This window comes from Enterobacter sp. DTU_2021_1002640_1_SI_PRY_ASU_LCPMC_013 (assembly GCF_032389435.1).
GTDB lineage: Bacteria > Pseudomonadota > Gammaproteobacteria > Enterobacterales > Enterobacteriaceae > Enterobacter > Enterobacter hormaechei_C.
This window is the reverse complement of the sequence record NZ_CP135594.1, coordinates 411,328-430,090: the sequence shown is the minus strand read 5'-3', so window position 1 is coordinate 430,090 and position 18,763 is coordinate 411,328. Positions and strand designations below refer to the sequence as shown.

Here is an 18,763-nt window from a genome sequence, read left to right as displayed (position 1 = left end):
CAGAAGGATCGCTGACGTGCGCCCGATTATCGTATTACTGATGGCCTGGTGCCTCAGCATGGGGGCGTACGCAGCGACGGCCCCCGACGCCAAACAGATAACCCAGGAGCTGGAGCAGGCAAAAGCGGCGAAACCCGCTCAGCCGGAGACCGTTGAGTCACTCCAGTCTGCACTGAACGCGCTTGAGGAACGAAAGGGTTCCCTTGAGCGCGCGCAGCAGTATCAGCAGGTTATCGACAACTTCCCCAAACTCTCTCAGACCCTGCGCTCGCAGCTAAACAACCTGCGCGATGAACCACGCCAGGTCCCCGCGGGGATGACGTCCGAGGCGCTGAATCAGGAGATCCTGCAAGTCAGCAGCCAGCTGCTGGAAAAAAGCCGTCTGGCGCAGCAGGAGCAGGAACGGGCGCGTGAAATTGCCGATTCCCTCAGTCAGCTTCCACAGCAGCAAACCGATGCCCGCCGTCAGTTAAATGAGGTGGAACGCCGCATCGGGACGCAGACAGGCAGCACACCGCAGAATCAGGCGCAAAATCTTGGGTTACAGGCGGAATCCGCCAGACTAAAAGCGCTGGTTGATGAACTGGAGCTGGCGCAGCTTTCCGCTAACAACCGCCAGGAACTGTCCCGGATGCGTTCCGAGCTGGCGCAGAAGCAGAGCCAGCAGCTGGATGCATATCTCCAGGCGCTGAGAAATCAACTCAACAGCCAGCGTCAGCGTGAAGCTGAACGTGCGCTGGAAAGCACCGAGTTACTGGCCGAAAACAGTGCTAACCTGCCCGACAGCATCGTCGCCCAGTTTAAGGTTAACCGCGAGCTTTCTGCCGCGCTGAATCAGCAGGCGCAGCGCATGGATTTGGTGGCCTCGCAGCAGCGTCAGGCCACCAATCAAACCCTCCAGGTTCGTCAGGCGCTCAACACGCTGCGTGAACAGTCCCAGTGGCTTGGCTCGTCTAACCTGTTGGGCGAAGCGTTACGCGCGCAGGTGGCTCGTCTGCCAGAGATGCCAAAACCGCAGCAGCTTGATACGGAGATGGCGCAGTTGCGCGTTCAGCGTCTTCATTATGAAGATCTCCTCAACAAGCAGCCGCAAATCCGCCAGATCCGTCAGGCTGACGGACAGCCGCTCACCGGCGAGCAAAGTCGTATTCTGGAAGCGCAGCTGCGCACCCAACGCGAACTGCTCAATTCCCTGTTGCAGGGAGGCGATACGCTGATCCTTGAGCTGACCAAGCTGAAAGTCTCGAATAGCCAGCTGGAGGATGCGCTGAAAGAGGTCAACGAAGCCACGCACCGCTACCTTTTCTGGACGTCCGACGTGCGGCCGATGACCTTCGCCTGGCCGATTGAGATTGTGCAGGATCTGCGCCGCCTCATTTCGCTGGACACCTTCAGCCAGCTGGGCCTCGCCAGCGTAATGATGATAACCAGCAAGGAGACCATCTTCCCGCTGCTGGGGGCGCTGATTCTGGTGGGCTTCAGTATTTATTCCCGTCGTCACTTCACCCGTTTCCTTGAGCGCTCCAGCGCCCGAGTGGGAAAAGTAACCCAGGATCACTTCTGGCTGACGTTGCGTACTGTGTTCTGGTCAATTCTGGTCGCGTCTCCGCTGCCGGTGCTGTGGATGACGCTCGGATACGGCCTGCGTGAAGCCTGGCCCTACCCGCTTGCCGTCGCGATTGGCGATGGCGTGACCGCCACCGTTCCGCTGCTGTGGGTGGTGATGATTTGCGCCACGTTTGCGCGGCCAAATGGTCTGTTCATCGCTCACTTTGGCTGGCCGCGTAATCGCGTTGCGCGGGCGATGCGTTACTACCTGATGAGTATCGGGCTGATTGTGCCGCTGATTATGGCGTTGATCATGTTCGATAATCTCAATGACCGGGAGTTCTCCGGCTCGCTGGGACGGCTGTGCTTTATGCTGATCTGCGGGGCGTTAGCGGTAGTGACGCTCAGCCTGAAACGCGCCGGGATCCCGCTCTATCTCGACAAGACCGGCAGCGGTGATAACATGTTTAACCGTCTGCTGTGGAACCTGCTGCTCAGCGCGCCGCTGGCGGCGATGCTGGCGGCAGCGGTCGGTTATCTCGCCACGGCGCAGGCGCTGCTCGCCCGACTGGAAACGTCGGTGGCTATCTGGTTCCTGCTGCTGGTGGTCTACCATGTTATTCGCCGCGGCATGCTGATCCAGCGTCGTCGTCTGGCGTTTGACCGTGCCAAACACCGTCGCGCAGAAATTCTGGCCCAGCGCGCGCGGGGTGAGGAAGAGCCGAACCACGTCAACAGCACCGAAGGGACCACAGACGCCGATGACGTCGAACTGGATCTGGATGCGATCAGTACCCAGTCCCTGCGGCTGGTACGCTCAATTCTGATGCTGGTTGCCCTGCTGTCGGTGATCTTCCTGTGGTCGGAAATCCACTCCGCGTTTGGCTTCCTGGAGAACATCTCTTTATGGGATGTGACGTCCACGGTGCAGGGAGTCGAAAGCTTAGAGCCCATCACCTTAGGGGCCGTGCTGATTGCGATTCTGGTGCTGATCATCACCACGCAGCTGATCCGTAACTTCCCTGCCCTGCTGGAGCTGGCGCTGTTGCAGCATCTGGATTTAACCCCCGGCACAGGCTATGCGATCACCACCATCACCAAGTATTTAATCATGCTGTTTGGTGGGCTGGTTGGCTTCTCGATGATTGGTATCGAATGGTCGAAACTGCAATGGCTGGTTGCCGCCCTGACCGTAGGCCTGGGCTTTGGTTTACAGGAGATTTTTGCCAACTTCGTTTCTGGTCTGATCATTCTGTTTGAAAAGCCGATTCGAATTGGCGATACGGTGACCATCCGCGATCTCACCGGCAGCGTCACCAGGATCAACACCCGCGCCACCACCATCAGCGACTGGGACCGTAAAGAGATCATCGTCCCGAACAAGGCGTTTATTACCGAGCAGTTTATCAACTGGTCGCTGTCCGACTCCGTCACGCGTGTGGTGCTGACCGTACCCGCTCCGTCGGATGCCAACAGCGAAGAGGTGACGCAGATCCTCTATACGGCTGCTGAACGCTGTTCGCTGGTAATCGACAACCCGCCGCCGGAAGTATTCCTGGTTGATTTGCAGCAGGGGATCCAGATTTTCGAGCTGCGTATCTACGCCGCCGAGATGGGACACCGTATGCCGCTGCGCCATGAGATCCACCAGCTGATCCTGGCTGGCTTCCGCGAGCACGGAATTGATATGCCGTTCCCGCCGTTCCAGATGCGTCTGGAAACGCTGGACGGACGTAAGACGGGAAGAACGTTGACGTCAGCGGCGCGTACGCGCCCGGCGGGAAGTTTGTAATCCTTTCCCCCTCCCCGTCGGGAGGGGGTCAATCCTTTACGCCACTTCTGCTACACAGGCCGTCGAGCGACGACGGTAATGCTCATAAATCCCCATTGCCAGCAGCGAGAAGAAGATCGGTCCGCCAACCATCCACAGCGTGCTGTTCCAGTCATTTGCCTCAACCACGGGCTGAATGACGGTAAAGATGTTGGCGAACGCGACGACCAGCACCACAACAGTGGTCGCCAGCAGCGTCGCCGCGCGGGTTTTGAAGATCACAAACGGCCGCTCCAGATCCCGCTTCGCCTTAAAGAACGGGAACGCCAGGGTCAGGAACAGATACGGAAGCGTCATCGATACGTTCGCCATCAGGGTCAGCTTGTTATAGAACGCCGACGCGGTATCACCGCCGAAGGACACCAGCAGAATGAACACGCACACCAGCAGGCACTGCATCCACATCGCGTTGGCAGGCATACCGGCAGCGTTCAGCTGCGTCATACGTGCGGGCCACAGCGCCTTTGGCGTCCCCTGAATAATCGCTTTCAGCGGCGAGTAGATCAGCGTGAAGAATGCGCCAGTATAGGCGAGGAACATCGACAAACCGGTAATCCGCGCAAACCAGATCCCCAGGGTGGCCGACGTTTCCGGCGCGAGATCCATGGCGTTGCCCAGCGTCACCCCCAGGCTTTTCATCAGCACGTAGGTAATGTTGCCGAGGTTGGTGGTGTTATTACTTAACATCTGCTGCCAGTTGGTGCTGACGCCCCAGAGGAAAATCGCCAGTGAGTAGCCAATGGAAATGACGATGGCGGCAAAGATAATACCTTTGGCGAAGTTCTTTTCCGGATTTTCGGTTTTGTCGACCAGCCCGCCCACGGCTTCAATTCCACCGTAAGCAAAGATGGCAAACACCACGAAGGAGAGCATGGCCAGCCCGGACTGGTAACCCGGATTAGGCGATGAAACGAAGTTGACTTCCTGTGCGAAATGCCCGCCGTTCAGGCACAGAATAGCGATGCTGACCAGCAGCAGCACCAGGTTCAGGCACATCACGGAAATGCCGCCAACGGCAGTGATACGGGCAATTTTGTTGATGCCTTTCGAGGCCACCAGGGTGACCACCACCATCCAGCACACTGCCAGAATACCGACCACCTGCGTGGAGCTCAGCCCCGCCAGAGACCAGACTTGCGTTTTATCCGCACCGAAGAGAAACGTTGAGAACGGCACCCAAACCTTGGCCGCCGTGCTGACCATCCAGACGACGTAGGATGAAAACCACATGAACGTACCGATAAACGCGTAACGGGGGCCGACGCTGTTGTTCATCCACGAATAGATGCCGCCTTCTTCTTTCCTGTACGCCGAGCCCATCTCCGCCATCATCAGCGCAAACGGGATAAAGAAGAACAGAGCGGAAACGATATAAAACGGCGTCGCGCTGTAGCCCATCAGATAAAACGCGGACGGGCTATTGGCAAAGCCAAAGACTGACGTAAAAATCATCAGAATGAGCCCAGTAAGGGTCATTTTTTTGAGTGAGTGAGACATATAACCATCCGAAACGGAATTAAACTGCGCGGATGGTAGCAGATGACCAGACAAACAATGTGGCTATCCGAGTCAAATTAAGAAAAAGACCCGTATAGAGAGAAATGAGCAGTTTTTAATGTGGCAGAGTTAAATGACCGAGTAGGCCGGGTAAGCGCAGCGCCACCCGGCATTTTTTCAGGCGCGATCGACCGTAAAGGCAATCACATCGCCCAGGTGCTCGGCACCCAGCGCCAGCATGACCAGGCGATCCACACCCAGCGCCACGCCGGAGCAGTCCGGCAGACCGGCTTTAAGCGCTTCCAGCAGATGAGTATCAATCGGCTGCTGCGGCAGACCGCGCGCGTTGCGCTTGCGGTTATCCTGCTCGAAACGCTGCTGCTGTTCGCGCGCGTCGGTCAGCTCGTGGAAACCGTTCGCCAGCTCGATGCCTTTGAAATACACCTCAAAACGCTCCGCCACGCGGTGATCTTCGGTGCTGATCTGCGCCAGTGAGGCCTGGCTGGCCGGGAAGTGATAGACAAACGTCGGACGATCTTTGCCAATCTGCGGTTCAACACCAAAGGTGAACAGCAGTTGCAGCAGCGTGTCGCGATCCTCTTCATTATCCGCCACGTTGCTCAGATCCAGTTTTGCCGCCACTTCACGCAGCTGTGTTTTATCAGCCGACAGTGGATCGATTTCCAGATGGCGCTGGAAGGCCTGCTGATAGGAGAGCGTTTCAGCTTCCGCGCAATCCAGCACCTGTTGCAGCAGATCGTCAACTTCGTTCATCAGACGATACATGTCGTAGTGCGGGCGGTACCACTCCAGCATGGTGAATTCCGGATTATGGTGTCGGCCCATCTCTTCATTACGGAAGCTACGGCACAGCTGATAGACCGGACCACACCCGGCCGCCAGCAGACGCTTCATATGGTATTCCGGGCTGGTCATCAGATACAGATTCATGCCCTGAGAGTGGCCTGGGCCAACAAAACGGGTTTCAAACGGGACCAGATGAATATCCGTGACCGTCGCCTGACTCATGCACGGCGTTTCCACCTCCAGGACGCCGCGGTCGGCAAAGAAACGGCGGATCTCCGCCATAATTGCTGCGCGCTTTAGCAGGTTTGGAATGGATGCGCTCGGCTGCCAGGTGGCCGTTTCGCTCATGAGTTATTTCTCCGTTTTCAGACAAGGGCACGAAGTCTACTCGTAAGCCGGGGCAGAGACAAATTTTGCACAGTAAAAGTCCTTTTTCATTGCACAGAGAAATACTGTGACGCCATTCATTAATCACGATGATAAATCACCGCACAGAACAGCAAAAAAATCGAACACGTCAAATTTCCCTCACTTCTACGCGGTTATACTGTTTTACCCATAAAGGAGCAGTGGAATCGCTTCCGCAATCGCCCGTTCGGGCAGGTGAACGTCCTTTAGTTCATCCCGTTGCGGGAAAACAAAAATCTGGAGGAATGTCGTGCAAACTTTTCAAGCCGATCTTGCCGTAATAGGCGCTGGCGGGGCTGGATTACGCGCTGCAATTGCTGCGGCACAAGCCAATCCGAACGCTAAAATCGCATTGATTTCAAAAGTCTATCCGATGCGCAGCCACACGGTAGCCGCAGAAGGAGGATCCGCCGCCGTCGCGCAGGATCATGACAGCTTCGAATACCATTTCCACGACACGGTTGCAGGGGGCGACTGGCTTTGCGAACAGGATGTCGTTGATTACTTCGTGCACCATTGCCCAACGGAAATGACCCAGCTGGAACAGTGGGGATGCCCGTGGAGCCGCCGTCCGGACGGGAGCGTCAACGTCCGCCGCTTCGGTGGCATGAAGATCGAACGCACCTGGTTTGCCGCCGATAAGACCGGCTTCCACATGCTGCACACCCTGTTCCAGACCTCCCTCCAGTTCCCACAAATCCAGCGCTTTGACGAACATTTCGTTCTCGACATTCTGGTCGACGACGGTCATGCGCGCGGACTGGTGGCGATGAACATGATGGAAGGCACGCTTGTCCAGATCCGCGCTAAGGCGGTGGTGATGGCAACGGGCGGTGCGGGTCGCGTATACCGATACAACACCAACGGCGGCATCGTCACCGGTGACGGTATGGGCATGGCGCTCAGCCACGGCGTCCCGCTGCGTGATATGGAGTTCGTCCAGTATCACCCAACCGGCCTGCCGGGCTCCGGCATACTGATGACGGAAGGCTGCCGCGGTGAAGGCGGTATTCTGGTCAACAAAAACGGCTATCGCTATTTGCAGGATTACGGCATGGGTCCGGAAACCCCGCTTGGCGAGCCGAAAAACAAATACATGGAACTCGGCCCACGCGACAAAGTTTCTCAGGCTTTCTGGCACGAGTGGCGCAAAGGCAACACCATCTCAACGCCGCGCGGCGACGTGGTGCATCTCGACCTGCGTCATCTCGGCGAGAAGAAACTGCTGGAGCGTCTGCCGTTTATCTGCGAGCTGGCGAAAGCCTATGTGGGCGTCGATCCGGTGAAAGAGCCGATCCCGGTGCGTCCAACCGCGCACTACACCATGGGCGGTATCGAAACCGACCAGCAGTGCGAAACCCGCATCAAAGGGCTGTTTGCGGTGGGCGAGTGTTCCTCCGTCGGTCTGCACGGCGCAAACCGTCTGGGCTCGAACTCGCTGGCTGAGCTGGTGGTCTTTGGTCGCATGGCGGGCGAACGTGCGATGGAGCGTGCCGCAACGGCAGGTGAAGCTAACAGCGCGGCGCTGGATGCGCAGGTTGCAGACGTCGAAAAACGCCTGAAAGACCTGGTGAACCAGGAAGGTAACGAAAACTGGTCGAAGATCCGCGACGAAATGGGGCTGTCGATGGAAGAAGGCTGCGGGATCTACCGTACGCCAGAGCTGATGCAGAAAACCGTCGACAAGCTGGCGGAACTCCAGGAACGCTTCAAGCGCGTGCGTGTCACCGACACCTCCAGCGTCTTCAATACCGATCTGCTTTATACCATTGAACTGGGCCACGGCCTGAACGTCGCAGAATGTATGGCCCATTCCGCCCTGGCGCGTAAAGAGTCCCGCGGCGCGCACCAGCGCCTGGATGAGGGTTGCACCGAACGTGACGACGTCAATTTCCTTAAACACACTCTCGCCTGGCGCGATGCGGATGGCACTACGCGACTGGACTACAGCGACGTGAAAATCACCACGCTGCCACCGGCGAAACGCGTGTACGGTGCAGAAGCAGAAGCCGCCGATAAGAAGGAGAAGGCGAATGGCTGAGATGCAAAAACTGAAAATTGAAGTGGTGCGCTACAATCCGGAAGTGGACGCCGCGCCGCACAGCGCTTTCTATGAAGTCCCTTACGACGAGCAAACCTCCCTGCTGGATGCGCTCGGCTATATCAAAGATAACCTGGCCCCAGACCTGAGTTACCGCTGGTCCTGCCGCATGGCAATTTGCGGCTCCTGCGGCATGATGGTCAACAAGGTGCCAAAGCTGGCGTGTAAAACCTTCCTGCGTGATTACACCAAAGGTATCAAGGTTGAAGCGCTGGGCAACTTCCCGATTGAGCGCGATCTGGTGGTCGACATGACCCACTTTATCGAAAGCCTCGAAGCGATTAAGCCGTACATCATCGGCAACCCGCGCACGCCGGATCAGGGGCCAAACACCCAAACGCCCGCGCAGATGGCGAAATACCATCAGTTCTCCGGCTGCATCAACTGCGGCCTGTGCTACGCCGCCTGTCCGCAGTTTGGCCTGAACCCTGAGTTTATCGGCCCGGCCGCCATTACCCTGGCGCACCGCTATAACGAAGACAGCCGCGACCACGGCAAAAAAGAACGTATGGCCCAGCTGAACAGCCAGAACGGGGTCTGGACCTGCACGTTTGTCGGTTACTGCTCCGAAGTCTGTCCGAAGCATGTCGACCCGGCTGCCGCCATTCAGCAGGGTAAGGTGGAAAGCTCGAAAGACTTTCTTATCGCTACCCTGAAACCACGCTAAGGAGTGCAAGATGACGACTAAACGCAAAGCCTACGTGCGACCAATGCCGTCCACCTGGTGGAAAAAACTGCCGTTTTATCGCTTCTATATGCTGCGTGAAGGCACGGCTGTTCCCGCGGTCTGGTTCAGCCTCGAACTGCTGTACGGGGTTTATGCCCTCAAGCACGGCCCGGAAGCCTGGGCCAGTTTTGTGGGCTTCCTGCAAAACCCAATCATCGTAGTGCTGAACCTGATTGTGCTCGCCGCCGCGCTGCTTCATACCAAAACCTGGTTTGAACTGGCGCCAAAAGCAGCGAACATCATTGTAAAAGGCGAAAAAATGGGGCCAGAGCCGGTCATTAAAGGGCTCTGGGCAGTGACGGCAGTTGTCTCTGTGGTCATTCTGTTTGTCGCACTGTTCTGGTAAGGAGACTACTGTGATCAATCCAAATCCAAAACGTTCAGACGAGCCGGTCTTCTGGGGGCTGTTTGGCGCAGGCGGCATGTGGAGCGCCATTATTGCCCCGGTCATTATCCTGCTGGTCGGGATCATGCTGCCGCTGGGGCTGTTCCCGGGCGATGCGCTGAGCTATGAGCGCGTACTGGCCTTTGCGAGCAGCTTTATTGGCCGCGTGTTCATCTTCCTGATGATCGTCCTGCCGCTGTGGTGTGGTCTGCACCGTATCCACCATGCGATGCACGATCTGAAAATCCATGTGCCAAGCGGTAAATGGGTCTTCTACGGTCTGGCGACCATTCTGACGGTCGTCACGTTGATTGCCGTGGTCACCATCTGACTGAACAGGCCCGCCATCCGGCGGGCTTTTTACTTTTTCATCTGCTCCACCAGCCACCGGGAAAATTCGCGCATGGCTGGCGTTTCTGCCCGGGACTGCAATCGGGTCAGCCAGTAGCTGCCGAGCTCAATCTGCGTCGCAAAGGGCTGCACAATGCGCTCGCTGGCTAACAGATGGGTAAACATATCGACAGGCGCAATAGCAATGCCCACCCCTGCCTGAGCGGCCTCCAGCATGGTCACGGACGAATCAAATACCATCACGCGGTGCGTTGGCGAAGGGGGATGCTCGCCGGCCGCCTGCATCCACGCGGTCCACTCGTCGCGTCGGTAGGAGCGCAGCAGCGTAAACCTGAGGATGTCGGCCGGACTGTGCAGACTGGCGGCGATATCAGGCGTACACAGCGGCGCGAGCGGCGCATGACAAAGAAATTCAGCCTCGGTGCCGTGCCACGCCCCGCCACCGTAGCGGATCGTATAGTCAAGCCCTTCGGCAGCCGGATCAACGCGGTTGTTATGGGTGGAAAGCTGAAGATCGATGTGTGGATAGCCACGGCGAAAATCCTCCAGCTGCGAGAATAAGACCCCGGTGGCAAACGTACCCACCACGCCGATTTTCAGCTTCTCCTGCGCACGATGGTTAGCGAAGCGATCCAGCATTCCGGCTATACGATCGAACGAATCATTCAGCACCGGCAGTAAATTTTCGCCCTCGGTAGTCAACATCAGCCCGCGCGACACGCGAACGAACAGCTGACAGTTCAGGTGCTGCTCCAGCGTTTTCACATGCTGGCTAATAGCCGAATGCGTCACGTTCAGTTCAATGGCCGCATGCGTAAAGCTGAGATGTCTTGCGGCGGCCTCAAAAGCCCGAAGCGAATTGAGGGGTAGATAGCTTCGCGTCATGGTCGCTTCCGTTAGAAAAATTAACAGCTAATGCTAAATTTAACCGTTTGTCAGGCACAGTCAAATCCAACAGACTACGCCTGTCTGACGGGCCCGGACATCCCCTTGACTCGCTATTACGGAAGATTACTGATGATGAAAAAATCCCTTTGCTGCGCCCTGCTGCTCGGCATCTCTTGCTCTGCTCTCGCCACGCCAGTGTCAGAAAAACAGCTGGCGGAGGTGGTCGCGAATACGGTTACCCCGCTGATGAAAGCCCAGTCTGTTCCAGGCATGGCGGTGGCCGTTATTTATCAGGGAAAACCGCACTATTACACGTTTGGCAAGGCCGATATCGCGGCGAATAAACCCGTTACGCCTCAGACCCTGTTCGAGCTGGGTTCTATAAGTAAAACCTTCACCGGCGTTTTAGGTGGGGATGCCATTGCTCGCGGTGAAATTTCGCTGGACGATCCGGTGACCAGATACTGGCCACAGCTGACGGGCAAGCAGTGGCAGGGTATTCGTATGCTGGATCTCGCCACCTACACCGCTGGCGGCCTGCCGCTACAGGTACCGGATGAGGTCACGGATAACGCCTCCCTGCTGCGCTTTTATCAAAACTGGCAGCCGCAATGGAAGCCTGGCACAACGCGTCTTTACACCAACGCCAGCATCGGTCTTTTTGGTGCGCTGGCGGTCAAACCTTCTGGCATGCCCTATGAGCAGGCCATGACGACGCGGGTCCTTAAGCCGCTCAAGCTGGACCATACCTGGATTAACGTGCCGAAAGCGGAAGAGGCGCATTACGCCTGGGGCTATCGTGACGGTAAAGCGGTGCGCGTTTCGCCGGGTATGCTGGATGCACAAGCCTATGGCGTGAAAACCAACGTGCAGGATATGGCGAACTGGGTCATGGCAAACATGGCGCCGGAGAACGTTGCTGATGCCTCACTTAAGCAGGGCATCGCGCTGGCGCAGTCGCGCTACTGGCGTATCGGGTCAATGTATCAGGGTCTGGGCTGGGAGATGCTCAACTGGCCCGTGGAGGCCAACACGGTGGTCGAGGGCAGCGACAGTAAGGTAGCGCTGGCGCCGTTGCCCGTGGCAGAAGTGAATCCACCGGCTCCCCCGGTCAAAGCGTCCTGGGTCCATAAAACGGGCTCTACTGGCGGGTTTGGCAGCTACGTGGCCTTTATTCCTGAAAAGCAGATCGGTATTGTGATGCTCGCGAATACAAGCTATCCGAACCCGGCACGCGTTGAGGCGGCATACCATATCCTCGAGGCGCTACAGTAAAACATTGCCGGGTGGCGCTGCGCTTACCCGGCCTATACAACGCGTGAACTTTGTAGGCCGGGTAAGGCGAAGCCGCCACCCGGCAAAACACCCTGCACAATCTCCCGCATTTTCCTTGCTGTCATCTACACTTAACAAAAAACAGTAAGGAAACTCCTATGCGCATTCTGCCTGTTATTGCCGCAGTAACAGCCGCGTTTTTAGTGGTTGCTTGCAGTTCCCCTACTCCTCCGCCTGGCGTTATGGTAGTCAGTAATTTCGACGCACAGCGCTTCCTCGGCACCTGGTATGAAATCGCCCGAATGGACCATCAGTTCGAACGGGGCTTAGAAAAAGTCACGGTCAGCTACAGCGCGATGGATGACGGCGGGATCCGGGTCATTAACCGCGGCTATAACCCGGATCGCCAGATGTGGCAGCAGTCAGTTGGTCAGGCCTATTTCACCGGCGCGTCTAACCGCGCGGCCATGAAAATCTCTTTCATCGGCCCATTCTACGGCGGGTATAACGTCATTGCGCTGGACAGAGAGTACCGCCATGCGCTGGTGTGTGGGCCGGATCGCAACTATCTGTGGCTCCTCTCCCGCACGCCAACGATCTCGACGGAAATGAAACAGCAGATGCTGGACATAGCGACCCGGCAAGGGTTTGACGTGACGAAATTAATCTGGGTAAAACAGCTGCATTAGTGCGTACTGAGTTTTAACCCGATGATACCCGCGACGATTAACGCGAGGCTGGCGATACGCGCCAGACTCGCAGACTCCCCCAGCAGCAGAATGCCGGTAATGGCAGCCCCTACCGCGCCAATTCCAGTCCAGACAGCGTAAGCCGTTCCGACTGGCAAGGTTCGCATCGCCCATGACAGCATGACGATACTGACAATCATTGCGGCGATAGTGATGACGCTGGGCGTCAGGCGGGTAAAACCGTGGGTATATTTCAGGCCAATTGCCCATACCACTTCGAGCAAACCGGCAATAACAAGAACGATCCAGGACATATCAGGCTCCTTAACTTAACGACAAGTTGGGGCCGTCCCCGATGAATGAAGCGCTTACGGGTCGTCCCGCAAGGCTGAGGTTGCGCCTTATATTTTGGTTAGCATGGAATTTTTTTTCAAACTTTTTCTGCTGAACACGTTAAGGCAAGAAATAGCCTCAGTAAGGCACGGAGTTCAGGCATTTATGACTCATCCGACTTCTCTATGATGATAGGCTTTCTGATGGCAGGAAGCCAAACCACTAGCCGACTGCGAAAATTATATGTTCAAAATTCTTTTGATTGACCGTTGTCACTTCACCCGCACGGGATTTGAAGCCTGGCTCAATCATTCAGACCTGTTTTCGGGTCATTTCGTCGTAACCGGGGTAAATAATCTTTTCCTCGCCAGAGAGCATATCCTGCAATGGAAACCTGCGCTGGTCATCGCTGATTTATCGGGCTTCCGGCAGGATTTACACCATTTTCAGCAGCTATCTTCCCTGCTTATTGCCAGCGAAACATTGCCTTTTATTATGCTGCAATCGGGGCAGGAGCAGGAGATGACAGATTATCTGGCGCAGTTCCCGATATGGGCTTCACTCTCCAAAAATACCGATCTGGAAGGGCTGGCGGCGGTGATAAACGACGCGCTAACGACATGCGCAAGCGCGGAGCTTCCGGAAATGGCGGCACCGTTACTGACGCGTCAGGAAGAGAGAGTACTGACCCTGTGGATGGATGGTGCGAGCAACCAGAAAATTGCCAGCAATCTGCGCATTAACGGAAAAACGGTGTATACGTACAAACGCAATATCCGCATGAAGCTTCATATGGATACGCGTTACTCCCCGTTTTTATCGCTACAGGAAGTGGAGAATTGACGGTACGGTGAAGTTAGCTGCCGTACCGTCGCTTTCATTAGTTCTGAGCTTTAGTTGCTGCGCCAGAAATCGCGTTACCACCGTCGGAGATATCTTCCCCTACGCCACGGGTGGTGTTACATGCAGTCAGTACCGAAGAAAGCACCAGAACAGAAAAGATCGCTGCAATTGTTTTCTTAACCATAATATCTTCCTTTTATAGCCAAAGTTATTTTGTGTATAGCAACTTAAGAATAGACAAGATCTTGTCGTTTGACGGAAAAGGAAGAATTTTTAGGAAAATTAGACGGAATTAGCTGGCCGCATGGGAAATGATATGGCCGAGATCCTGAATATCTTCGCCCACGCCACGCGCGGTGTTACAACCGGAGAGAATTGCGCTGGAGAACGCTAACAGAAGCAGAATTTTAACGGTACGTTTCATCTTCCCTGCCTGCAAAATCAGGCGCAGCGGGCGCTGCGCCTTTAATCATGACGTAAATTACTTCACGCGGGATACGTATTCGCCGGAGCGGGTATCCACTTTGATCACTTCACCAATCTGTACGAACAGTGGCACTTTAACCACCGCGCCGGTAGACAGGGTGGCAGGCTTGCCGCCAGTACCTGCGGTATCACCTTTCAGACCTGGATCGGTTTCAACGATTTCCAGCTCAACGAAGTTCGGAGGCGTAACCGCGATAGGCTGACCGTTCCACAGGGTAACGATGCACTCAGCCTGATCCAGCAGCCACTTGGCGTTGTCGCCAATCGCTTTCGCGTCCGCAGACAGCTGCTCGAAGGTTTCGTTGTTCATGAAGTGCCAGAACTCACCGTCGTTGTACAGGTAAGTCAGGTTCATATCGACAACATCAGCGCCTTCAGCGGAGTCAGTAGATTTGAAGGTTTTCTCAACACGGGTACCGGTCAGCAGGCGGCGCAGCTTAACGCGTGCGAATGCCTGGCCTTTACCTGGTTTAACGAATTCGCTGGCTTCAACCGCGTACGGTTCGCCGTCCATCATGATTTTAAGACCAGCACGAAAATCGTTGCTATAGTACGTTGCCATAAGGCCCTCTAAATTTGTTAACTGGTAGCTAAGCCACAAAATGGCGCATATTGTAACCCTAAACACCCCGTCCAGAGAAGATTGGTTATCGCAACTTGCCGATGTAATCACCAGTCCTGATGAATTGCTGCGTCTTTTAGACCTCGAACAGCACGAAGCGTTGCGTGCAGGTCGTGAGGCGAAGCGCCTTTTCGCCCTGCGCGTTCCCCGCGCGTTTGTTGCCCGAATGGAAAAGGGTAACCCTGATGATCCATTATTAAAACAAACGCTTACCTCTCAGGATGAGTTTATTACCGCCCCCGGATACAGCACCGATCCGCTGGAAGAGCAAAACAGTGTCGTACCGGGTTTGCTGCATAAATACCGTAATCGCGCCCTGCTGCTGGTTAAGGGTGGTTGCGCGGTAAATTGCCGCTATTGCTTCCGTCGCCACTTCCCGTACGCCGAAAATCAGGGCAATAAACGCAACTGGCAGGTGGCACTGGACTACATCGCGGCGCACCCGGAGCTGGATGAAATCATCTTTTCCGGCGGCGACCCGCTGATGGCAAAAGATCATGAGCTGGACTGGCTGCTGACTCAGCTTGAGACCATCCCGCACATTAAGCGTCTGCGCATTCACAGCCGTTTACCGATCGTCATCCCGGCGCGTATCACCGACGCCCTGGTCACGCGCCTGGATCAGTCCCGTTTGCAGGTGCTGCTGGTGAACCATATCAACCACGCGAATGAAATTGACGCGGACTTTCGTGCGGCGATGGCGCGTATGCGAAAGGCAGGCGTGACGCTGCTCAACCAGAGCGTATTACTGCGCGGCGTGAACGACAGCGCCCGCGTGCTGGCCGATCTCAGCAATGCCTTATTTGATGCGGGCGTAATGCCCTATTACCTGCATGTTCTGGATCGCGTCCAGGGCGCGGCGCACTTCATGGTGACGGATGAAGAGGCCCGGAAGATTATGCGCGAGCTGTTAACGCTGGTTTCGGGTTATATGGTGCCGAAGCTGGCACGTGAGATTGGCGGAGAGCCGAGTAAGACGCCGCTGGATTTGCAGCTGCGGCAGCAGTAAAAAGGCAGGTGGCGCTACGCTTACCTGCCCTGGAGATAAAGCGGCAGCGCCATCAAAAAGTTATATCAGTTCGGGCACTTATAGACCTGGCCGTTCATCTGGCTGGCGGTTGGCACAAAGCTGGACAGCATCCCCTGCGTCGGGCTGCTCACCCCGTAAATGACGTTGCCGCCCATTGCCGCAGCCTGATTACGCAGGGCATTGGCCGCACCGCGCATAGAGCCGCCCTCTTCGCCGTGCTGCCCCGACATCCAGTTGCTTTGCTCGCCAGTGGCGGTGCCTAACAGCTGGCATTCGCTGCCCGGCTTATCTTCCACAAAGCGAACGCTCTGACCCGCTGCCGTCAGCTCATTGCTGGTGCTACAACCCGCCAGCAGCAATGCTGCACCTACAATCCCTGCACAGACTTTTATGCGCATGTTATTCCTCGTTTTCAATAAGCTGGACAGTAGTTGTCCGCGTGTAAACCTTATACTAAAAAGATGACCAAAAGAAAAATGCTGAGCATTTCTGCGAGCCAGATTCCGCTCGCACTCCTCCGACATCTTAAATGAATTCTGATAATAACCTTTGGGATATCGTGTTTTAGCCCCCGATCGTTTTTAGTGATGCGACGTACAACTTTTGTACGCGACTCAAAAAAGGGGGTTTCATGAGTGCATCATCCTCAGGAGAGGAAAAAGTAACCTGGGTGGGCTATCTGGCGTTCGTGCTCACCATCGTATTTTTCTCAGGTTTTTTCGCCAAAAGTACCGAATGGTGGCGCGTGCTGGATTTTACCGTCCTGAACGGCAGCTTTGGACCGGTGAACGGCGCGCTGACGTTTCGCGGTGAGGGCGGCACAGGAGCGAAAGACGGTTTTTTATTTGCCCTTGAACTGGCGCCCTCGGTCATTTTATCGCTCGGGATCATTGCCGTTACCGAGGGGCTGGGCGGGCTGCGCGCCGCACAACAGCTCATGACGCCCATTCTGCGCCCGCTGCTCGGCGTGCCGGGCATCTGCTCTCTGGCGCTTATCGCCAACCTGCAAAATACCGATGCAGCCGCAGGGATGACCAAAGAGTTGACTGACGAAGGGGCGATTACTGACCATGAACGCGCCATTTTCGCCACCTTCCAGACCAGCGGTAGCGCCATTATTACCAACTATTTTTCTTCCGGTGCCGCACTCTTTACCTTTATTACCGTCCCGGTGATCACGCCGCTTGCCGTCATTCTGGTGTTCAAATTTGTTGGCGCGAACTTCCTGCGACTGTGGATCGCCCACATGGAAGTTCGCCGCGTTCAGGAGGAAAGATGATCGCCCAGCCGCGTAAAAATATCATGGACCTGTTTATCGATGGCGCCCGCCGCGGCTTTACCATCGCCACCACCAGCCTGCTGCCGAACGTGGTCATGGCGTTTGTCATCATTCAGGCGCTCAAGGTAACCGGCCTGCTGGATATTGTCGGCAGGGTATGCGAGCCCATCATGGCCCTGTGGGGGCTTCCGGGTGCGGCGGCAACGGTTCTTCTGGCCTCGGTAATGAGCATGGGCGGCGGTGTGGGGGTCTGCGCCAGTCTGGTCGCTGCCGGCACGCTCAACGGTCACGATGCCACCATCCTGCTGCCCGCCATCTATCTGATGGGTAATCCGGTGCAAAACACGGGCCGTTGCCTTGGCACCGCAGGCGTCAACCCGAAGTATTATCCGCACATCATCACTATCTGCGTCATTAACGCCCTGCTCTCAATGTGGGTGATGCAGCTACTCTTCTGAGGAGATAAAAATGGATTTTTCAGTGCTGGAACCGCACCTTTTCCGCAATGCGCAGCTTTACGCTCCCGAGGATCTTGGGCATTGCGATCTGCTGATTGCCGGAGGAAAAATCGTCGCAGTCGAAAAAGCGGGCCACGCCACAACGAGGCCAGACTGTCCTGAAAGCGATCTCGCCGGAGCGGTGGTTTGTCCGGGGTTTATCGATCAGCATGTACACCTGATTGGCGGCGGCGGTGAAGCCGGTCCCCACACCCGGACGCCAGAGGTGCGATTGTCTGCGCTGGTGGCGGCTGGCATCACCTCCGTTGTTGGCCTGCTGGGCACCGACGGCGTGACCCGCCATCCCGAGTCGCTGCTGGCGAAAACGCGGGCGCTTGAGCATGAAGGGATCAGCGCGTGGATGCTGACAGGCGCGTATGGCCTGCCTTCTCCGACGATTACCGACAGTATCGAAAAGGATGTGGCGCTGATTGATAAAATCATTGGCGTGAAATGCGCGATTTCCGACCATCGCTCTTCCGCTCCGGCAGATGACCAGCTCGCGAATATAGCCGCCCAGTCACGCGTCGGCGGGCTGCTGGGTGCCAAAGCGGGGATATCCGTGTTTCACCTCGGCAACAGCCCGAAACTGCTGGAGCCGCTGCTTAACATCCTGAATAACGCCGACGTGCCCCGCACGAAGCTGCTGCCAACTCACGTCAACCGCGCCCAGGCACTGTTCCACGCCGCACTGGACTATGCCCGCGAAGGGGGGTACATCGACATCACCACCAGCATCAGCGAACCTGTTGATGCCGCCACCGCTATCGCGACGGCCCGTGAAGCACAGGTGCCGTTTAACCGGCTCACGCTCAGCTCGGATGGCAACGGCAGCCAGCCGAATTTTGACGCAAATGGTAATCTTGTTGGCATTGGCGTGGCGGGATTTGAATCCCTGCTTGAGACGCTACAGCAGCTGGTCGGCCGGTATCACCTGCCGCTGGAGGAGGCGCTTCTGCCGTTTACGCGTAACGTGGCGGAATTTCTCGGCCTGGAGCATAAAGGGCGGATCGCGCCCGGATGCGATGCCGACGTCCTGGTGCTGACCGATGATCTGAAGATCCGCGAGGTCTGGGCGAAAGGCCGCCAGATGGTGAGTGGAGGCGTTGTGTGCGTGAAAGGCACGTTTGAGTAGAAGACAATAAAAAACCCCGGGCATTGCTGCC

20 protein-coding genes are annotated in these 18,763 nt (G+C 56.3%); 12 read left to right on the top strand and 8 right to left on the bottom strand.

Annotated features, from left to right (window positions below; translation table 11 throughout):
- Window positions 1-16: 16 nt before the first annotated feature.
- A complete protein-coding gene (gene mscM, locus RS584_RS02065; protein ID WP_017694680.1) occupies window positions 17-3,340 on the top strand; it encodes a miniconductance mechanosensitive channel MscM in 3,324 nt (1,107 codons plus the stop codon).
- A gap of 36 nt (window positions 3,341-3,376) precedes the next feature.
- Here the strand turns inward: mscM and yjeM are convergent, their stop codons facing one another.
- On the bottom strand, window positions 3,377-4,876 hold the full coding sequence (yjeM, locus tag RS584_RS02060) for a glutamate/gamma-aminobutyrate family transporter YjeM (protein WP_015572460.1): 1,500 nt from the start codon (window positions 4,874-4,876) through the stop codon (window positions 3,377-3,379).
- A 177-nt stretch (window positions 4,877-5,053) separates the two neighbouring features.
- On the bottom strand, window positions 5,054-6,031 hold the full coding sequence (gene epmA / locus RS584_RS02055; RefSeq protein ID WP_015572459.1) for an elongation factor P--(R)-beta-lysine ligase: 978 nt from the start codon (window positions 6,029-6,031) through the stop codon (window positions 5,054-5,056).
- Window positions 6,032-6,341: 310 nt separating this feature from the next.
- Between epmA and frdA the strand changes: the two genes are divergently transcribed.
- From frdA to frdD, 4 genes are read left to right on the top strand one after another with little or no spacing between them, the layout of a single operon-like run.
- Complete coding sequence (gene frdA / locus RS584_RS02050) at window positions 6,342-8,132, top strand: fumarate reductase (quinol) flavoprotein subunit (protein ID WP_110871181.1); 1,791 nt, start codon at window positions 6,342-6,344, stop codon at window positions 8,130-8,132.
- Window positions 8,125-8,859 carry a fumarate reductase iron-sulfur protein gene (gene frdB, locus RS584_RS02045; RefSeq protein WP_006810403.1) on the top strand — a complete coding sequence of 245 codons (735 nt, stop codon included), beginning with the start codon at window positions 8,125-8,127 and terminating at the stop codon, window positions 8,857-8,859. Before frdA ends, frdB begins: the two co-directional genes overlap by 8 nt.
- 10 nt (window positions 8,860-8,869) lie before the next feature.
- Entirely contained in the window at window positions 8,870-9,265 is a 396-nt protein-coding gene (gene frdC / locus RS584_RS02040; protein ID WP_017383964.1) for a fumarate reductase subunit FrdC, read from the top strand.
- Window positions 9,266-9,275: 10 nt separating this feature from the next.
- Window positions 9,276-9,635 (top strand): fumarate reductase subunit FrdD, encoded by a 360-nt coding sequence (gene frdD, locus RS584_RS02035; protein ID WP_000609653.1) that lies wholly within the window; start codon window positions 9,276-9,278, stop codon window positions 9,633-9,635.
- A gap of 29 nt (window positions 9,636-9,664) precedes the next feature.
- On the opposite strand, the gene ampR is transcribed toward frdD, so the two are convergent.
- Window positions 9,665-10,540, bottom strand: coding sequence for a LysR family transcriptional regulator AmpR (gene ampR / locus RS584_RS02030; RefSeq protein WP_315748857.1), 876 nt, complete (start codon window positions 10,538-10,540; stop codon window positions 9,665-9,667).
- A 132-nt stretch (window positions 10,541-10,672) separates the two neighbouring features.
- On the opposite strand from ampR, the gene blaACT reads away from it, so the two are divergent.
- Complete coding sequence (gene blaACT / locus RS584_RS02025; protein ID WP_315748856.1) at window positions 10,673-11,818, top strand: ACT family cephalosporin-hydrolyzing class C beta-lactamase; 1,146 nt, start codon at window positions 10,673-10,675, stop codon at window positions 11,816-11,818.
- 158 nt (window positions 11,819-11,976) lie between these two features.
- Window positions 11,977-12,507 carry a lipocalin family protein gene (locus RS584_RS02020; RefSeq protein WP_315748855.1) on the top strand — a complete coding sequence of 177 codons (531 nt, stop codon included), beginning with the start codon at window positions 11,977-11,979 and terminating at the stop codon, window positions 12,505-12,507.
- Here the strand turns inward: RS584_RS02020 and sugE are convergent.
- Entirely contained in the window at window positions 12,504-12,821 is a 318-nt protein-coding gene (gene sugE, locus RS584_RS02015) for a quaternary ammonium compound efflux SMR transporter SugE (RefSeq protein WP_015572453.1), read from the bottom strand. The genes RS584_RS02020 and sugE overlap by 4 nt on opposite strands.
- Window positions 12,822-13,083: 262 nt before the next feature.
- Between sugE and RS584_RS02010 the strand changes: the two genes are divergently transcribed.
- A complete protein-coding gene (locus RS584_RS02010; protein WP_315748854.1) occupies window positions 13,084-13,683 on the top strand; it encodes a response regulator transcription factor in 600 nt (199 codons plus the stop codon).
- 37 nt (window positions 13,684-13,720) lie between these two features.
- Here RS584_RS02010 and ecnB read toward each other — a convergent pair whose 3' ends face one another.
- The 3 genes from ecnB to efp form a co-directional block, all read right to left on the bottom strand.
- Window positions 13,721-13,867 carry a lipoprotein toxin entericidin B gene (ecnB, locus tag RS584_RS02005; protein WP_003855942.1) on the bottom strand — a complete coding sequence of 49 codons (147 nt, stop codon included), beginning with the start codon at window positions 13,865-13,867 and terminating at the stop codon, window positions 13,721-13,723.
- Between the two features lie 108 nt (window positions 13,868-13,975).
- The gene (locus RS584_RS02000) at window positions 13,976-14,107 is read right to left on the bottom strand and encodes an entericidin A/B family lipoprotein (protein WP_015572451.1); all 132 of its coding nucleotides are present in this window, start codon (window positions 14,105-14,107) and stop codon (window positions 13,976-13,978) included.
- 57 nt (window positions 14,108-14,164) lie between these two features.
- Entirely contained in the window at window positions 14,165-14,731 is a 567-nt protein-coding gene (efp, locus tag RS584_RS01995; RefSeq protein WP_003855940.1) for an elongation factor P, read from the bottom strand.
- Window positions 14,732-14,771: 40 nt separating this feature from the next.
- Between efp and epmB the strand changes: the two genes are divergently transcribed.
- Window positions 14,772-15,800 (top strand): EF-P beta-lysylation protein EpmB, encoded by a 1,029-nt coding sequence (epmB, locus tag RS584_RS01990; RefSeq protein ID WP_032652269.1) that lies wholly within the window; start codon window positions 14,772-14,774, stop codon window positions 15,798-15,800.
- Between the two features lie 65 nt (window positions 15,801-15,865).
- Here the strand turns inward: epmB and RS584_RS01985 are convergent, their stop codons facing one another.
- A complete protein-coding gene (locus RS584_RS01985; protein ID WP_003855938.1) occupies window positions 15,866-16,219 on the bottom strand; it encodes a DUF4156 domain-containing protein in 354 nt (117 codons plus the stop codon).
- 233 nt (window positions 16,220-16,452) lie between these two features.
- Here RS584_RS01985 and RS584_RS01980 point away from each other — a divergent pair, with 233 nt between their 5' ends.
- The 3 genes from RS584_RS01980 to iadA are packed head-to-tail and all read left to right on the top strand — an operon-like array spanning window position 16,453 to window position 18,732.
- Window positions 16,453-17,100: a nucleoside recognition domain-containing protein gene (locus tag RS584_RS01980; protein WP_015572449.1), complete on the top strand. Its 648-nt coding sequence runs from the start codon at window positions 16,453-16,455 to the stop codon at window positions 17,098-17,100.
- Window positions 17,097-17,558 (top strand): YjiG family protein, encoded by a 462-nt coding sequence (locus RS584_RS01975; protein ID WP_015572448.1) that lies wholly within the window; start codon window positions 17,097-17,099, stop codon window positions 17,556-17,558. The genes RS584_RS01980 and RS584_RS01975 overlap by 4 nt, the downstream gene beginning before the upstream one ends.
- A gap of 10 nt (window positions 17,559-17,568) precedes the next feature.
- Window positions 17,569-18,732: a beta-aspartyl-peptidase gene (gene iadA / locus RS584_RS01970; protein WP_032652267.1), complete on the top strand. Its 1,164-nt coding sequence runs from the start codon at window positions 17,569-17,571 to the stop codon at window positions 18,730-18,732.
- Window positions 18,733-18,763 lie beyond the last annotated feature (31 nt).

Bases quoted from the DNA above. Each gene is read 5' to 3' on its own strand.
- yjeM (WP_015572460.1), bottom strand. From the start codon at position 4,876: ATGTCTCACTCACTCAAAAAAATGACCCTTACTGGGCTCATTCTGATG.
- epmA (WP_015572459.1), bottom strand. From the start codon at position 6,031: ATGAGCGAAACGGCCACCTGGCAGCCGAGCGCATCCATTCCAAACCTG.
- frdB (WP_006810403.1), top strand. From the start codon at position 8,125: ATGGCTGAGATGCAAAAACTGAAAATTGAAGTGGTGCGCTACAATCCG.
- frdC (WP_017383964.1), top strand. From the start codon at position 8,870: ATGACGACTAAACGCAAAGCCTACGTGCGACCAATGCCGTCCACCTGG.
- ampR (WP_315748857.1), bottom strand. From the start codon at position 10,540: ATGACGCGAAGCTATCTACCCCTCAATTCGCTTCGGGCTTTTGAGGCC.
- blaACT (WP_315748856.1), top strand. From the start codon at position 10,673: ATGATGAAAAAATCCCTTTGCTGCGCCCTGCTGCTCGGCATCTCTTGC.
- RS584_RS02020 (WP_315748855.1), top strand. From the start codon at position 11,977: ATGCGCATTCTGCCTGTTATTGCCGCAGTAACAGCCGCGTTTTTAGTG.
- sugE (WP_015572453.1), bottom strand. From the start codon at position 12,821: ATGTCCTGGATCGTTCTTGTTATTGCCGGTTTGCTCGAAGTGGTATGG.
- RS584_RS02010 (WP_315748854.1), top strand. From the start codon at position 13,084: ATGTTCAAAATTCTTTTGATTGACCGTTGTCACTTCACCCGCACGGGA.
- ecnB (WP_003855942.1), bottom strand. From the start codon at position 13,867: ATGGTTAAGAAAACAATTGCAGCGATCTTTTCTGTTCTGGTGCTTTCT.
- RS584_RS02000 (WP_015572451.1), bottom strand. From the start codon at position 14,107: ATGAAACGTACCGTTAAAATTCTGCTTCTGTTAGCGTTCTCCAGCGCA.
- efp (WP_003855940.1), bottom strand. From the start codon at position 14,731: ATGGCAACGTACTATAGCAACGATTTTCGTGCTGGTCTTAAAATCATG.
- epmB (WP_032652269.1), top strand. From the start codon at position 14,772: ATGGCGCATATTGTAACCCTAAACACCCCGTCCAGAGAAGATTGGTTA.
- RS584_RS01985 (WP_003855938.1), bottom strand. From the start codon at position 16,219: ATGCGCATAAAAGTCTGTGCAGGGATTGTAGGTGCAGCATTGCTGCTG.
- RS584_RS01980 (WP_015572449.1), top strand. From the start codon at position 16,453: ATGAGTGCATCATCCTCAGGAGAGGAAAAAGTAACCTGGGTGGGCTAT.
- RS584_RS01975 (WP_015572448.1), top strand. From the start codon at position 17,097: ATGATCGCCCAGCCGCGTAAAAATATCATGGACCTGTTTATCGATGGC.
- iadA (WP_032652267.1), top strand. From the start codon at position 17,569: ATGGATTTTTCAGTGCTGGAACCGCACCTTTTCCGCAATGCGCAGCTT.